The organism is Mediterraneibacter sp. 210702-DFI.5.30 (genome assembly GCF_020560115.1).
Classification (GTDB): Bacteria; Bacillota; Clostridia; order Lachnospirales; family Lachnospiraceae; genus Mediterraneibacter; species Mediterraneibacter faecis.
Genome location: NZ_JAJCME010000009.1, coordinates 42,592 through 57,236 on the forward strand (window position 1 = coordinate 42,592; position 14,645 = coordinate 57,236).

The following is a 14,645-nucleotide window of genomic DNA, read 5'->3' on the forward strand; positions in this document are numbered from 1 at the left end:
ATATTCCATAATAAGAAGTAAATAGTTTTCCAAAAAAAGAACAAAAAGTACCAAAAATTCAGACAAAAAGAAACAGACCAGAAACCACATCATCAGATGCAGCTTCTGATCTGTCAATCGATCTTCTTCTTTGGAAAATCTTATTATTTTCTCAGACCAAGTTTCTCGATCAGAGCACGGTATCTCTCGATATCTACTTTCTTGAGGTATGCAAGAAGTCCTCTTCTCTGTCCAACCATCTTAAGAAGTCCTCTTCTTGAGTGGTGATCCTTCGGGTTAGCTTTGAAGTGATCTGTCAGCTCGTTGATTCTTGCTGTAAGGATAGCAACCTGTACTTCCGGTGATCCTGTATCTCCCTCTGTTCTTCCAAATTCTTTGATGATAGCCTGTTTCTTCTCTTTTGCGATCATTGTAATATCCTCCTTAAAATTCTTAGTTAAACCGCCTGGCATTAAGCAATGGTCGGAGTGATCCGATTACCGAACACCGGCTGATTTGATACCTCGGATAGTATAGCACAGAGATATCTGCTTGTAAAGCACAAATTTAAAATCTTTTATCTTTCATCGAATGGATGATTTTTCAGATATTCCTCTCCGTACCGCATATCTTTCATCACGCGGTCTTTGAGTTCTTCAACCGAATGAAATTTCGTTTCCGGACGTTCGAACTCCAGGATCTGCACTGTGGCAGTCTTCCCGTAAGCATCGCCTTCATATCCGTAAACATAAACTTCGAACAACCGTCTTTTCTCTTGCGCAACGGTCGGTTTCACCCCGGCATTTCCCACACCGCCATACCATACACCATCCACAAGGACGCGACAGGCATAGACACCGTACTTTGGCAGGATTTTCTTTTCCTGCGGTGCAAGATTCATTGTCGGAAATCCAAGTGTTCTTCCAAGCTGCTGTCCATGTTCCACAACACTGGTGATCTCATACGGATACCCCAGAAGCTTATTTGCAAGAGGAACATTTCCATCGAGGAGAAGTTCCCTGATATAAGTGCTGCTGATCTCCCGGTCTTTGTAATATGCTTTCTCGACCACATCAACTGTATAGCCATATTTCGCTGCATATTTCTCCAGCATCTGATGATTGCCTCTTTTTTCATGACCAAAATTAAAATCCGTTCCTACAACAATGTATGATGCGTGCAGTTTCTTATGCAGGATTTCATCGATAAATTTCTCTGCTTCCATCTCCATCATTTCTCTCGTAAATGGAATCTCGATCAGATAATCTACCTTGTCCTCAAGAAATGCCCTTCGCTCTTCATTTGTCATCAGACAATCTCTGTCCATATCAAAGGCACAAACGACACTGTCGCAGTCTTCCTTCTGCGCATATTTTATTATTCTGTCGAGCAGCTTCTGATGTCCTCTGTGCAATCCATCAAACTTTCCAAGCGTTACCGCTGTCTGATTTCTTCCGTCAAAGGCATCTAATCCTTTTATATATTGCATGTCTGTCTTATTCGTCCTTTATTTCTCAATTTTCTCTGCTTCAGGATCCAGAAACATTTTCTTAATATGGAACAGCTTCTTCGGTGCACGATACTGATAAAGGCCGATAAAATTCTTTCTGGAATCATATACTCTGACTTCCTGTCCATCTGTCCACGCTTCTTTTTCTAACAGAAAACGTTCCGGAAGATCATTTCCGTTATAAGACATCCACGCCTTCGCATCCGTCACAGTAACGGCCGGCAGTTCCGCGAAGATCTGATCCAGAGGAGTGAAAAGTTCTGCACCTTCTCCCTGTTCCATCTTCTGTCGCACTTCATCCAGTGTTACCGCATCTTCTTTCAGGAAACGGCCGACTTTCGTACGCTCAAGTTCTTCCATACAGCCGCCCACCTGAAGCTTCTCTCCAATGTCATGGCACAAAGTACGGATATATGTTCCTTTAGAACAGTCCACCTCCATACACACATGCGGAAGATTCATCTCCAGAATGCGAATTCCATGGATCTGGACTTTTCTGCTCTTACGCTCCACGGTCTTTCCTTCACGGGCAAGCTCATAAAGCTTCTTTCCATTCACTTTCAACGCAGAATACATCGGCGGAATCTGATCATATTCTCCGATAAATGATTCGATACAGGAACGTACTTCCTCTTCCGTCAGATTGCCCGGATCCCTCTCCTCCAGAACCTCTCCGGAAATGTCCTGCGTATCTGTCGTCTTTCCTAAAAGCAGCAGAGCCTCATATGTCTTATCATGATCTGTCAGAAGCTCACAAACCTTTGTTGCTCTTCCAAGACACACCGGAAGGACTCCCGTTGCATCCGGATCAAGCGTACCTGTATGGCCGATCTTCTTCTGTCCGACAACTTTTCGAAGAACCGCAACCACATCATGGGAAGTGTATCCTTTTTCTTTGTAAATATTAACTATTCCGTTTATCATTTTTCCTCGTTTTTCTCTTCTGCCGCTCTAAGCTGTCTTTCAATTAAAAGTGTCAGATTGTTGATCACATCATACGGGGAACCTTTCATTGTAACACCGGCTGCTCTCACATGACCGCCACCACCATAATATTTCGCAACTGCACTTACATCAACGATTTCTTTTGATCTAAGACTTACTTTAAATGTCTGCGGTTCGAGCTCGTAAAGAAGGATTGCAACCTCCACACCTCTTGTCTGACGCAATACGCTGACAATTCCATCCAGATCAGACGGTTTTGCCTGGAAGAACTCCATTTCTTTCAAACGTATCACTGAGACAACCGCTTTCTTATTCAGGATCATCATACTCTCAAGAAGTGCCTTCCCAAGCATCTGATTCTGAACATAGGATTTTTCAAAATATGTTCCGTCAATGATCGCGCTTCCATTGATCCCTTTTCTTAAAAGTGCAGCACCGACTTCCATTGTCTCCGGTGAAGTACAGGAATACTGGAACACTCCGGTATCATGCACAATCCCCATATAAAGGAAAGATGCGATTTCTTCCGTAATCTTCTCCTCATCCAGCAGACGGAAAACAAGTTCCGAAGTAGAACTTGCATCCGGCACGATATAATTCGTGTCTGCAAAAGACTCGTTACTGATGTGGTGATCCACACATAAAGTTTCCTTTGCCTTTTGGAACACCGGCTCGGAAAAACCAAGACGTCTTTCGTCCCCGCAATCCAGACTGATGAAAAGGTCATAAACTTTGCCTTCTACAATCTCATGCTTCGGCACATCCCGGTGTCCCATCATCTGAAATGCTTCCGGAATCTCCTCCAGATACAGATCTGTCTCAATCTCCGGATAATAAGTGGTCAGATAAAGATATAATCCAATTGTAGAACCAACGCAGTCCCCATCCGGACGAATGTGTCCGCCAATGGCTACACTGTGTTTCCCTTTTAATACATCGTTTAATACGATCATCTATTCCTCAGCTCCATCCTTCAAATCTCTTGTCACTTCGTCAATTTTCTTGCTGATATTTACTCCATATTCAATGGACTGGTCTACGATAAATGTAATCTGTGGTGTGTTGCGCATATTCACTGTACGTGCAAGTTCTCTGCGGATATATCCCTCTGCACTCTGAAGACCTTTGATCGTATCTTCCTGTGCTTTCTTGTCTCCGAGAACACTGATATATGCCTTGCATGTCTTAAGATCCGGTGCTACTTCAACAGCAACAACAGATGTCAGCGGTGCAACACGTGGATCTTTGATCCCGCCACGCAGGATATTACTCAGCTCACGCTGTACTTCTGCATTGACTCTTGTATTCTTAATACTGTTCTTTCTCATGTTATAACTCCTTTTTTATACAGAAAAGTTACTCCTGCAATGTATGACCCCTGCACGAGTAACAATTCTGTCACCTGCTGACAATTACAACACTCTGCAAATGTCGGCATCTTTTATTCTTACTTGCGTTCTGTCTCTACCATCTTGTAGGCTTCAACCTGATCGCCTTCTTTAATGTCATTGTAGTTCTCGAATACGAGACCACACTCATATCCTGTTCTGACTTCCTTCACGTCATCTTTGAAACGCTTCAGAGATGCCAGCGGTCCGTCGAATACAACGATTCCGTCACGGATCAGACGAACAGAACAGTTTCTCTCGAAGATACCGTCAAGCACATATGCACCGGCAATTGTTCCAACTCCTGATGCCTTGAATGTCTGACGTACTTCCGCATGACCGAGAACCTTCTCCTCAAAGACAGGATCAAGCATACCCTTCATGGCTGCCTCTACATCTTCGATGGCATTGTAGATAACTCTGTAAAGTCTTAAGTCAACACCCTCGCGCTCAGCGATATCTTTCGCTGTTGCATCCGGACGAACGTTAAATCCAATGATGATCGCATTTGATGCAGATGCAAGGATAACGTCAGATTCATTGATCGCACCAACACCGCCATGGATGATCTTAACAACAACTTCATCGTTACTCAGCTTCAGAAGACTCTGCTTAATTGCCTCTACAGACCCCTGAACATCAGCCTTAACAACAATGTCAAGTTCTTTCAGGTTACCTTCCTGGATCTGGTTGAACAAATCATCCAGAGACATCTTGGACTTCGTCTCTTCCAGAAGTTTTACCTTGTTCTGGGAAATAAATGTCTCTGCAAACGCTCTTGCTTCTTTATCAGACTCACATCCTACGAATACTTCTCCCGCATTCGGAACATCATTCAGACCAAGGATCTCAACCGGCTGGGACGGACCTGCTTCTTTCACACGTCTTCCCTTGTCATCCATCATCGCTCTTACACGACCATGAGCGCTTCCTGCTGCGATCGCATCTCCTACGTGGAGTGTACCTTTCTGTACAAGAACAGTTGCAACAGATCCCTTACCTTTATCAAGCTCAGCCTCGATCACAAGACCACGTGCGGCACGGTTCGGGTTCGCTTTCAGTTCCATAACCTCTGCTGTCAGAAGGATCATCTCAAGAAGATCCTGGATTCCTTCATGTGTATGCGCTGATACCGGAACAAAGATTGTGCTTCCGCCCCAGTCTTCCGGAATCAGTTCGTATTCTGTCAGTTCCTGTTTTACACGTTCAACATTCGCACTTGGCTTATCGATCTTGTTGATCGCAACAATAATCTCAATTCCTGCTGCTTTCGCATGGTTGATCGCCTCAATTGTCTGTGGCATAACACCGTCATCCGCAGCAACTACAAGGATTGCGATATCTGTAGAGTTTGCTCCACGCATACGCATTGCAGTAAATGCCTCATGTCCCGGTGTGTCGAGGAATGTGATCTTTTCTCCGTTAATCTCAACAACAGATGCACCGATGTGCTGTGTGATACCACCGGCCTCACGACCTGTTACATTACTGTTACGGATTGCATCCAGAAGAGATGTCTTACCATGGTCAACATGACCCATAACACATACAACCGGTGGGCGTTTTACCATAAGGCTTTCGTCTTCTTCATCCTCTTTCAGAAGTTCTTCGATTACATCTACAACTTCTTCTTTCTCACAGAGAACATCGAATTCCATCGCGATCTCTTCTGCTGTCTCATAATCAACTTCCTGGTTTACAGTTACGATCTTGCCCTGCATGAAAAGCTTCTTAACAATAACAGAAGGAACGATCTTCATCTTATCAGCAAGCTCTTTAATTGTAAGAACTTCTGGAATCACGATCTGTTTGATCTGCTCTTCCTGCTTCTCTTCCTTCACCTGTGGCTTCTTCACTTCCACTGCCGGTTTCTGCTTCTTGCCTTTTCTTCCTTTTCCTTCGAAAGCTTCGTCTCTGTATTCTTTTTTCTTATTGTCTCTTTCTTTGTCTTTCGCTTTGTTTCTCTGTGTCTTCTGCTGTTCTACGATCGGTGCAGCGTCACTTCTGTCGTTTCTGCGATTGTCATTTCTTCTGTCAGAGCGCTGTCCCTGTCCACGTCCGTCTCTTCCGTCACGGTTGTCTCTTCCATCACGGTTGTCGCGTCCCTGGAATCCGTCACGTCCACCTCTGTCAGAACGCTGTCCGCGTCCGTCTCTGTCCTGACGTGGTCCTCTGTTTTCGCCTCTGTTCTCTCCATTAGAACGTCTGTCTCCAAATGGTTTCTGTCCCGGTCTGTCAGAACGTACCGGTCTTCCCTCACCACTCGGACGGCCTGTTCTTTCTGTTCTTGGTCCCTGCGGTCTCTCAGAACGTGTTCCGTTCTGTGCCGGACGTGCCGGTCTGTCCTCTGCTGCACGAACCGGTCTTTCGCTTCTTGCTGCCGGTTTCTCTGTACGAGCCGGTTTTCCTTCACCATTCGAACGGCTCTGTCCTGCTGCCGGGCGTTTTCCATCACCGTTTGGACGACCCTGGTTCTGTCCCTGACGTCCCTGTCCCGGACGTTTTCCCTGCAGTCTGCTGCTGTTCTTTGAATTCTGTGGGCGAACTACAAATGCAAGATTTTTCTTCTTTGGAGCACCCTCTTTTTCTGTTGTTTTATCTGCAGCCATCTCAGCATCTTTGCCAGCTGCTTCTCTTCTAATATCTTCTGCCACGTTATCCTCCCTGGTGTTTAAACTCTTTTTATTTTCATTCTGCATCTTCTCATCTGCCATATAAATCTACCTCCTTCAAGCAATCAACGGGGAACCTTTGTCTTCTACTCCCATTCATCAGGTACGGGATTTCAGTTCTTTTAATATTCCTTTTGCAAATCCTTCGTCTAATATCGCCAGAGATGCACGGAATTGTTTTCCCATCGCATGCCCCAAGGTATCTTTATCTCCGTAAACTATCATTGGAACTTTATAAAATTTACACATATCACGGAATTTTTTCTTTGTATTATCTGAAGCGTCTTCTGCAACAACTACAAGGCTTGCTCTTCCGGACTTTGTCTGTCCTTCTGTCATAAATTCACCGCTTGCGCAGCGCCCCGCTTTCGTTGCCAGACTGATCAGAGACAGTACTTTATCTCTAGCCAATCTCATCCATCTCCTTTTCCAGCCGTTCATATACTTCCTGCGGTATTGCCTGCTTAAAGGAACGCTCCAGTCCTCTGTTCTTCACAGCCTGCTCAAAACATGCCTTCTGCGGACAGAGATACGCTCCACGTCCGTTTTTCTTTCCGGTTGTGTCAATGACAAATTCTTCTTCCTCTGTTCTGAGGATCCGAATCAGTTCCTTCTTTGGTTTCATCTCGCCGCAGCCTACACATTTACGCATAGGTACTTTCTTCTTTACTGCCAAACAATTCACTCCCTCAGATCTTACTCTTCGTCTGTCTCAACGAATTCAATCTCATCTGCTCCGTCTTCATCAGCTGCATCTGCCGGAACATCATCGTACTCTTCTTCCTCTTCTCCGACTGTATAGCCTTCTTCTCCGACCATACCCATCTGCTCCATGTAGTTCTCCGGAAGATCTCCACACTCAATTGCCTGTGTCTCACTCTTGATATCGATCTTGTATCCTGTCAGACGGGCTGCAAGTCTTGCATTCTGGCCTTCTTTACCGATTGCAAGTGAAAGCTGATAATCAGGAACAATAACTCCTGCAATCTTCTCATCCGGATCAGCCATAACAGAAATAACCTTCGCCGGGCTGAGTGCATTCTCAATCAGAAGTGCCGGATTCTCATCCCAGTTAATGATATCAATCTTCTCACCACGAAGCTCTTTTACGACTGCATTTACTCTTGCACCGTTCATACCAACACAAGCTCCGACCGGATCAACATTCGGATCGTTAGACCATACAGCCATCTTTGTACGGGAACCAGCCTCACGGGCAATGCTCTTGATCTCAACTGTTCCGTCCTTTACCTCTGCAACCTCTGATTCAAACAGACGTTTTACAAGTTCCGGATGTGTACGGGATACAAGGATCTTTGGTCCCTTTGGTGTGTTCTTAACTTCTACGATATAAAGCTTAATACGCTCTGTCGGCTCGAAATGCTCTCCTTTCACCTGTTCGTTCTCTGTAAGGATTGCATCTGCTTTTCCAAGATTCACACTGATATTCTTGCCAATATAACGCTGTACGATACCTGTTACGATATCCTTCTCTTTCTCGAAATACTGATCAAATACTGCCTTGCGCTCTTCTTCTCTGATCTTCTGAAGAATCAGGTTCTTTGCATTCTGTGTTGCAATACGTCCGAATTCCTTGGAATGAAGCTCAACCTGTGCGATATCTCCGATATGAAGTGCCGGATTGATCTTCTCTGCATCCTCAAGACTGATCTCAATTGCAGGATCAAATACTTCTTCAACAACTTCTCTCTCTGCGTATACAGAGTAGTCACATGTGTTGCGGTCCATAACGATCTTAATATTATCGGATGTTCCGAAATGGTTCTTACATGCACTTAAAAGTGAATTTTCAATGGCCTCCAACATGACATCCTTGCTGATGTTTTTCTCTTTTTCAAGAATATCCAATGCTTCGAGTAATTCTGTGTTCATTTTTCTTTCCTCCTAAATTAAAAATCCAAAGCCTGACGGATCAAAGCGATTTCTTTTCTGTCAAATGTCTGCTCTGTCTCATCTTCGTATGTGATGGTCACTGTATTCTCATCATAACTCTTTAAAATTCCGACGAACTCTTTCTGTCGGTCGATTGCACGGTATGTGCGGATCTCTACTTCTTCTCCAAGATTTCTCTTAAAATCCTTCTCTTTCTTAAGTGGTCTTCCAAGTCCCGGAGAACTTACTTCAAAGATATAGGAGTCTTCAATATAATCCTTCTCATCAAGGATATCGGAGAATCTCCTGCTGACTGCCTCACAGTCATCCACGGCAATTCCACCTGGTTTGTCAATATACGCGCGAAGGTACCAGGTACCTCCTTCTTTCACATATTCTACATCTACCAGCTCAAACCCGAGTTCCTCTACGATGGGCTCGAGAAGTGCTTCTGTCTGCTGTTCATAATCTTCTCTTCTGGACACGCTGCGTCAAACTCCTTTTCTTCTATAATATAGTTTGTGATCTGATTCATAAAGAATTTTCCATATCACCAAAGAAGAGTGAACTTTCGTCCACTCTTCTGCCAATTCCTTATGTAACTATATTTACTCTAGCACTTTTCTTTGAGGAAATCAAGGGTTTTTGCACATTTTCTTACAATACCTTAGAAATCCCCTTAACTTTCTCTTTCTTCACCGTCTCCGCTTCCGGCAAGACTTCTAGCGGCTTTTGGTTCCTGTTCCATCCCGTTTCGCCAGTTTCAGTCGGTTCAGTGAAACTGTCTTTTCTCCATAAGTAATCTTCGTCTCTGTTCCTTCTTCAAAAAGATAAACTTCTTCTAATTCATCCTTCTTCTGAAGCTTAATTCCTCTGACACCGACAGCTGCTTTTTTCTTCTCCGGAACATCCGCAGATAAAAACCTCAGGAAATATCCGTTCTTCGTCTGAAGAACAACATTCTGCTGTTCCGTCACAACCTTCACTGCGACAAGCCTGTCTTCTTCCTGCAGCTTTGTTGCCGCGATCGTGCGCTTGGATACCTGGAACTCACTTCCATCCACACGCTTGATCATTCCCTGTGCTGTTGCAAACAATAATTTTGAATAACGCATCTGCTCTTCTTCACAGATCATAACAATCTGTTCTTCACTGCTTGAATAATTACTTACATTATCAATCGGAATCCCTTTGTCTCTGAACTTTCCATGTGGAAGATCAAGCACCTTCACCTGATGCATCTTGCCTTCATCTGTAAACAGACAGAGTTTTCCAATGTTCATACAATGCACAATGTATTTATTCTCTTTGTCTGCAGCTTCTTTATTCCTCTCATAGACTCCGGTATCCACTGTCTTCGCGTAACCAAAGCGATCCATCAGAAAGACGACCTGCTGCTCTTCAATCTTCTTCTCTTCAAAAACAGCTTCTTCTGCATTCTCCACAACGGTACGACGCTTTCTTCCGAATTCTTTTTTATAACTGTCAAGCTCTTCCATGATCACGCCTGCCATGGAATCATAGTTATTTAAAATATCTTCATAACGGGCAATATTTTCTAATGTCTTCTCATGCTCTTTCTGAAGTGCTTCAATCTCCAGACCGATCAGACGATAAAGACGCATCTCCAGAATTGCCGTTGCCTGACGTTCTGTAAAACGGAGCATTGCCGCCATCTTTTTGGAAATCGCAGACTTGAACTTAATGTTTTCCGTCTCACCGTTTACCAGACAGGCACGCGCATCTTTTACAGATTTACTTCCTCGTAAAATCTCAATGATCAGGTCGATCACATCACATGCTTTGATCAGACCTTCCTGAACTTCACTCTTCTCCCGCTCTTTGCTAAGCAAAGTTGTATATTTCCTCGTTGCAAGCTCAAACTGGAAATCCACATGATGTTCTATGATCTGTTTCAGACTTAAAGTCTCCGGTCTGCCATTCGCAACCGCCAGCATATTTACGCCAAATGTATCTTCCAGACGTGTCTTCTTATAAAGCATGTTCTTCAGGTTCTCAACATCCGCACCACGCTTCAATTCGATCACGATACGGATTCCTTCTTTTGAAGACTGGTTTGAAATATCAACGATATCTGTCGTCTTCTTGGATTCCACAAGATTGCAGACATCGTTTAAGAACTTTCCGATTCCGGCTCCGATCATCGTGTATGGGATCTCTGTGATCACAAGCTGCTTCTTGCCGCCTTTGAGCTCTTCCACTTCCACTTTTCCACGCAGCTTGATCTTCCCCTGTCCGCTCTCATAGATTGCCGGAAGATCATCCTTATTGACCACAATTCCTCCGGTCGGGAAATCCGGTCCTTTGATATATTTCATCAGCTGCTTTGTAGTGATCTTGTCATTCTTCATATATGCCTTGACCGCATCGACCACTTCGCAGAGATTATGTGTCGGGATACTTGTCGCCATACCGACTGCAATTCCTTCCGCACCATTGATCAGAAGGTTCGGCACACGCATCGGAAGCACAAGCGGTTCCTTCTCCGTCTCATCAAAGTTCGGACCAAAATCAATAACATTCTTATCCAGATCGGCCAGACATACTTCCTGCGTGAACTTCGTAAGGCGCGCCTCTGTATAACGCATCGCAGCAGCTCCGTCTCCCTCAATGGATCCAAAGTTACCGTGCCCGTCAACAAGAACCTGTCCCTTCTTGAAGTCCTGCGCCATTACTACAAGAGAATCGTAGATGGAACTGTCTCCATGCGGATGATATTTACCCATCGTATCTCCGACGATACGTGCACTCTTACGATAAGGCTTATCATAACGGATACCAAGCTCGTACATATCATAAAGTGTACGACGCTGAACCGGCTTGAGACCATCACGGACATCCGGAAGTGCTCTGGCGATAATAACACTCATCGCATAATCAATATAAGATTTCTTCATAAGATCAGAATATTCTGTCCTTATGATCTGTGATTCATTACTCATTCTTCTTCTCCTTAGATATCCAGTTCTGCCTCTGTCGCATTTTCATAGATAAAATTACGACGCGGCGGTACTTCAGTTCCCATCAGCATCTCCGTTACACTCGAAGCCATTCGGGCATCCTCAATCTCTACTCGTTTCAACATACGTCTCTCCGGATCCAGTGTTGTCTCCCAGAGCTGCTCCGCATCCATCTCTCCAAGACCTTTGTAACGCTGAAGTGTGAACGGACCTGTATGTGTCTTTCTATAACGTTCCAATGCCTTATCATCATACAGATACTCTTCTTCTCCACTCTTTGGCATTGCCTTATAAAGTGGCGGCATCGCAATATATACATGTCCTTCAAAAATAAGCTCCGGCATAAAGCGATAGAACAAGGTGAGCAATAAGGTAGAAATATGTGCACCATCGACATCGGCATCGGCCATGATGATGATCTTATCATATCTCAACTTTGTAATATCAAAGTCATTTCCGTATCCTTCAGAAAATCCGCAGCCAAATGCATTGATCATCGTCTTGATCTCTGCATTGGCAAGCACCTTATCAATACTTGCTTTCTCAACATTTAAGATCTTACCACGAATCGGAAGAATTGCCTGATAATTTCTGTTTCTCGCTGTCTTCGCAGAACCGCCGGCGGAATCTCCCTCGACGATAAAGATCTCACACTTCTTCGGATCTCTGCTCTCACAGTTTGCCAGCTTTCCGTTACTGTCAAAAGAATACTTCTGCTTTGTCAGGAGATTGGTCTTTGCCTTCTCTTCTGTCTTGCGGATCTTCGCAGCTTTCTCCGCACTGGAAAGAACTGTCTTAAGTGTATCCAGATTTCGATCGAAGAAACGAACAATCTCTTCTCCTGTCACCTTGCTGACTGCTTTCGCCGCATCCGGGTTATCCAACTTTGTCTTCGTCTGCCCCTCAAATCTCGGATCCGGGTGCTTAATGGATACAATTGCAGTCATTCCGTTACGGATATCTGCACCGGTAAAATTCGCATCCTTTTCTTTCAGGATTCCTATCTCTCTCGCATACTGGTTCATGACAGTTGTAAAGGTTGTCTTAAATCCTGTCAGATGTGTTCCGCCCTCTGCATTATAAATATTATTACAAAATCCAAGTACATTCTCATGAAACTCATTCACATACTGCAAGGTTACCTCTACTTCAATCCCGTCTGCTTCCCCTTTAAAATAAACCGGGTCATGAAGTACTTCTTTCTTACGGTTCAGATCCTGGATAAATCCAATGATTCCTTCCGGTTCGTGATAAACGATGTGCTCAACACTTCCATCTCTCTTATCATCAAACACGATCGTCAGATTTGGATTCAGATACGCAGTCTCATGCAGACGGCTCTTAACCTCTTCCGCTTTGAACTTCGTCTTCTCAAAGATCGTATCATCCGGCAGAAAATTTACCGTTGTTCCCGTCTTTCTCGTCTTTCCGATCTTAGGAAGAAGTCCATCTTCCAGTTCGATCACCGGGATTCCTCTCTCGTACCGGTCATGATGAACAAATCCATCCCTGCTGATCTTCACATCCATATAAGTAGAAAGAGCATTTACAACAGAGGAACCTACTCCGTGAAGTCCACCACTTGTCTTATATGCAGAATCATCAAACTTACCACCTGCATGGAGTGTCGTATAAACCAGACGAGCCGCAGATACACCCTTCTGATGCATATCAACCGGAACTCCACGACCGTTATCTGAAACGGTTGCAGATCCGTCTTTTTCCAATGTCACCTGGATCTCACTGCAGAATCCTGCCAGGTGCTCATCTACTGCATTGTCCACGATCTCATAGATCAGATGATTCAGTCCTTTTGTAGAAACACTTCCTATGTACATTCCCGGGCGTTTCCGTACTGCCTCAAGACCTTCCAATACCGCGATACTCCCTGCATCGTATGTATTATTTCCCGCCATTACTCTTTCTCCTTCTTTCTCGAACTCAAACTGTTCTATACAGTCAATCAACAAATATGATATCATTTAACCATTTGATTTTCAACTTCTTTTTCGCTCATATGTTCTGTCAACCTTCTTCTGACAGGAGATGACTGTAACTGTCCGACAACCGTTTATTCTGTAACTACCCGCTTTAATGTCCGTTCCAGCACCTCCATTGCATTCTTCATCTCTTCCACCGTATTTGTCTGCGCCCCTGCTTCGATCAACAGAGACTTTGGCAGCAGATGAAGATTATAACGGTAAGCTTTCAGATAAATATGCCTTGCAAATCCCGGGTAATACTGTTCCGATGCAATCTGCATCTGCAAGGAGAACGCCAGATTATCCTGGATATATGGATTATACAGATAAGCAATATCGCCATTTGTCCGTGTCCTGCTCAATCCATTAAAATACATGATCTTCGCAGTCGGTTTTCCATTCACTTCCGTTACCAGATGTGTGTCCGCATTTACACCGTCTCTGTGAAGATCGATTGCAACTTCAATCGTCGGATTCGCTTCCAGAACCGGCCGTACTGCACTTTCTGCATTCTCATATGCCCTGCTGCGGTCAAGTTTCCCATTAATAATATCATACACTCCGCTGTCATGAAGTGTCTCAATCCCATCCGCATTTAATAACTGCGTCAGATATTCCCCAATCCCAACGATGCTTGTAGATGGATCACCCGGTATGGAGTCGGCAAATTCTTCCTGTGAATGCGTATGAAAGATCAAAATTTTCGGACCTCCTGTACTTTGATCTATCTTCATACTCCGGTTTAAAAGATCATCCACATTAAGCTGCTCCGGTCCGATCATTGTAGAACTGTCTATTGTATAAAGATTGCTTGTCAGATATTCAAAATCACGCAGCCGCTCAATAGAAAGATCCATTCCAGGAACCGGCTGTTCTACAGCACTTTCCTGAGTTGCCGGCTCTGCTCCGACCAGTTTCCCCTCTTCATCTACCGCATGTTCATCATTTGCCTGACACTGAAGAATCCATGCGATCGTTTCCTCATCTTCCAATACTTCCGTCGGTTCTTCCTTTCCCCTTTTTTCTGTCTGATCTTCCAGATATCCTGCCAACGGCATCCACACATGAAGTGGGAGCCAGAAGATCTCTTCCCTTTCTGTTCCCTGTTCTTTCTGATAAGAAAAAAGCGGAAGGTACAATTTCTGCGCATAAATCTGACTTTCTTCTAATAAAAATGTTCTCCCCTCTTCCAATGACCGGCCCATCCCAATTCCTAACGGAATACCTGACAGAACCAGAATCACCCCATACCATTTCATACGTCGGATTGTTTTTTTCTTATACACACGCATTGC

At 44.2% G+C, this 14,645-nt stretch carries 13 protein-coding genes; all 13 read right to left on the minus strand.

Annotated elements, in window-relative coordinates; all coding sequences use genetic code 11:
- Positions 1-143 precede the first annotated feature (143 nt).
- Complete coding sequence (rpsO, locus tag LI126_RS10440) at positions 144-410, minus strand: 30S ribosomal protein S15 (RefSeq protein ID WP_015529087.1); 267 nt, start codon at positions 408-410, stop codon at positions 144-146.
- A 146-nt stretch (positions 411-556) separates the two neighbouring features.
- A complete protein-coding gene (locus tag LI126_RS10445; RefSeq protein WP_227165327.1) occupies positions 557-1,468 on the minus strand; it encodes a bifunctional riboflavin kinase/FAD synthetase in 912 nt (303 codons plus the stop codon).
- An 18-nt stretch (positions 1,469-1,486) separates the two neighbouring features.
- Positions 1,487-2,413 carry a tRNA pseudouridine(55) synthase TruB gene (gene truB / locus LI126_RS10450; RefSeq protein WP_227165328.1) on the minus strand — a complete coding sequence of 309 codons (927 nt, stop codon included), beginning with the start codon at positions 2,411-2,413 and terminating at the stop codon, positions 1,487-1,489.
- A complete protein-coding gene (locus LI126_RS10455) occupies positions 2,410-3,387 on the minus strand; it encodes a DHH family phosphoesterase (RefSeq protein WP_226901245.1) in 978 nt (325 codons plus the stop codon). The genes truB and LI126_RS10455 overlap by 4 nt, the downstream gene beginning before the upstream one ends.
- A complete protein-coding gene (rbfA, locus tag LI126_RS10460) occupies positions 3,388-3,762 on the minus strand; it encodes a 30S ribosome-binding factor RbfA (RefSeq protein WP_015529083.1) in 375 nt (124 codons plus the stop codon).
- Between the two features lie 119 nt (positions 3,763-3,881).
- Positions 3,882-6,536, minus strand: a complete 2,655-nt coding sequence (infB, locus tag LI126_RS10465; RefSeq protein WP_227165329.1) for a translation initiation factor IF-2 — start codon at positions 6,534-6,536, stop codon at positions 3,882-3,884.
- Between the two features lie 57 nt (positions 6,537-6,593).
- Positions 6,594-6,911 carry a L7Ae/L30e/S12e/Gadd45 family ribosomal protein gene (locus tag LI126_RS10470; protein WP_081016834.1) on the minus strand — a complete coding sequence of 106 codons (318 nt, stop codon included), beginning with the start codon at positions 6,909-6,911 and terminating at the stop codon, positions 6,594-6,596.
- Positions 6,898-7,170 (minus strand): RNase P modulator RnpM, encoded by a 273-nt coding sequence (gene rnpM / locus LI126_RS10475; protein WP_020436254.1) that lies wholly within the window; start codon positions 7,168-7,170, stop codon positions 6,898-6,900. Before rnpM ends, LI126_RS10470 begins: the two co-directional genes overlap by 14 nt.
- 20 nt (positions 7,171-7,190) lie before the next feature.
- Positions 7,191-8,387 carry a transcription termination factor NusA gene (nusA, locus tag LI126_RS10480; RefSeq protein ID WP_020436253.1) on the minus strand — a complete coding sequence of 399 codons (1,197 nt, stop codon included), beginning with the start codon at positions 8,385-8,387 and terminating at the stop codon, positions 7,191-7,193.
- 17 nt (positions 8,388-8,404) lie between these two features.
- Positions 8,405-8,872, minus strand: coding sequence for a ribosome maturation factor RimP (gene rimP / locus LI126_RS10485; RefSeq protein WP_020436252.1), 468 nt, complete (start codon positions 8,870-8,872; stop codon positions 8,405-8,407).
- A gap of 237 nt (positions 8,873-9,109) precedes the next feature.
- A complete protein-coding gene (locus LI126_RS10490; RefSeq protein WP_227165330.1) occupies positions 9,110-11,350 on the minus strand; it encodes a DNA gyrase/topoisomerase IV subunit A in 2,241 nt (746 codons plus the stop codon).
- Positions 11,351-11,361: 11 nt separating this feature from the next.
- Positions 11,362-13,284 (minus strand): DNA gyrase/topoisomerase IV subunit B, encoded by a 1,923-nt coding sequence (locus tag LI126_RS10495; protein WP_117824927.1) that lies wholly within the window; start codon positions 13,282-13,284, stop codon positions 11,362-11,364.
- A gap of 155 nt (positions 13,285-13,439) precedes the next feature.
- Positions 13,440-14,642: a stage II sporulation protein P gene (locus LI126_RS10500; RefSeq protein WP_227165331.1), complete on the minus strand. Its 1,203-nt coding sequence runs from the start codon at positions 14,640-14,642 to the stop codon at positions 13,440-13,442.
- Between the last annotated feature and the right edge of the window lie 3 nt (positions 14,643-14,645).

Excerpts from the sequence above, each read along its gene's own strand:
- nusA (WP_020436253.1), bottom strand. The coding sequence starts at position 8,387 with ATGAACACAGAATTACTCGAAGCATTGGATATTCTTGAAAAAGAGAAA.
- LI126_RS10500 (WP_227165331.1), bottom strand. The coding sequence starts at position 14,642 with ATGCGTGTGTATAAGAAAAAAACAATCCGACGTATGAAATGGTATGGG.
- LI126_RS10455 (WP_226901245.1), bottom strand. The coding sequence starts at position 3,387 with ATGATCGTATTAAACGATGTATTAAAAGGGAAACACAGTGTAGCCATT.
- rbfA (WP_015529083.1), bottom strand. The coding sequence starts at position 3,762 with ATGAGAAAGAACAGTATTAAGAATACAAGAGTCAATGCAGAAGTACAG.
- truB (WP_227165328.1), bottom strand. The coding sequence starts at position 2,413 with ATGATAAACGGAATAGTTAATATTTACAAAGAAAAAGGATACACTTCC.
- LI126_RS10490 (WP_227165330.1), bottom strand. The coding sequence starts at position 11,350 with ATGAGTAATGAATCACAGATCATAAGGACAGAATATTCTGATCTTATG.
- LI126_RS10470 (WP_081016834.1), bottom strand. The coding sequence starts at position 6,911 with ATGAGATTGGCTAGAGATAAAGTACTGTCTCTGATCAGTCTGGCAACG.
- infB (WP_227165329.1), bottom strand. The coding sequence starts at position 6,536 with ATGGCAGATGAGAAGATGCAGAATGAAAATAAAAAGAGTTTAAACACC.
- rpsO (WP_015529087.1), bottom strand. The coding sequence starts at position 410 with ATGATCGCAAAAGAGAAGAAACAGGCTATCATCAAAGAATTTGGAAGA.
- LI126_RS10495 (WP_117824927.1), bottom strand. The coding sequence starts at position 13,284 with ATGGCGGGAAATAATACATACGATGCAGGGAGTATCGCGGTATTGGAA.
- LI126_RS10445 (WP_227165327.1), bottom strand. The coding sequence starts at position 1,468 with ATGCAATATATAAAAGGATTAGATGCCTTTGACGGAAGAAATCAGACA.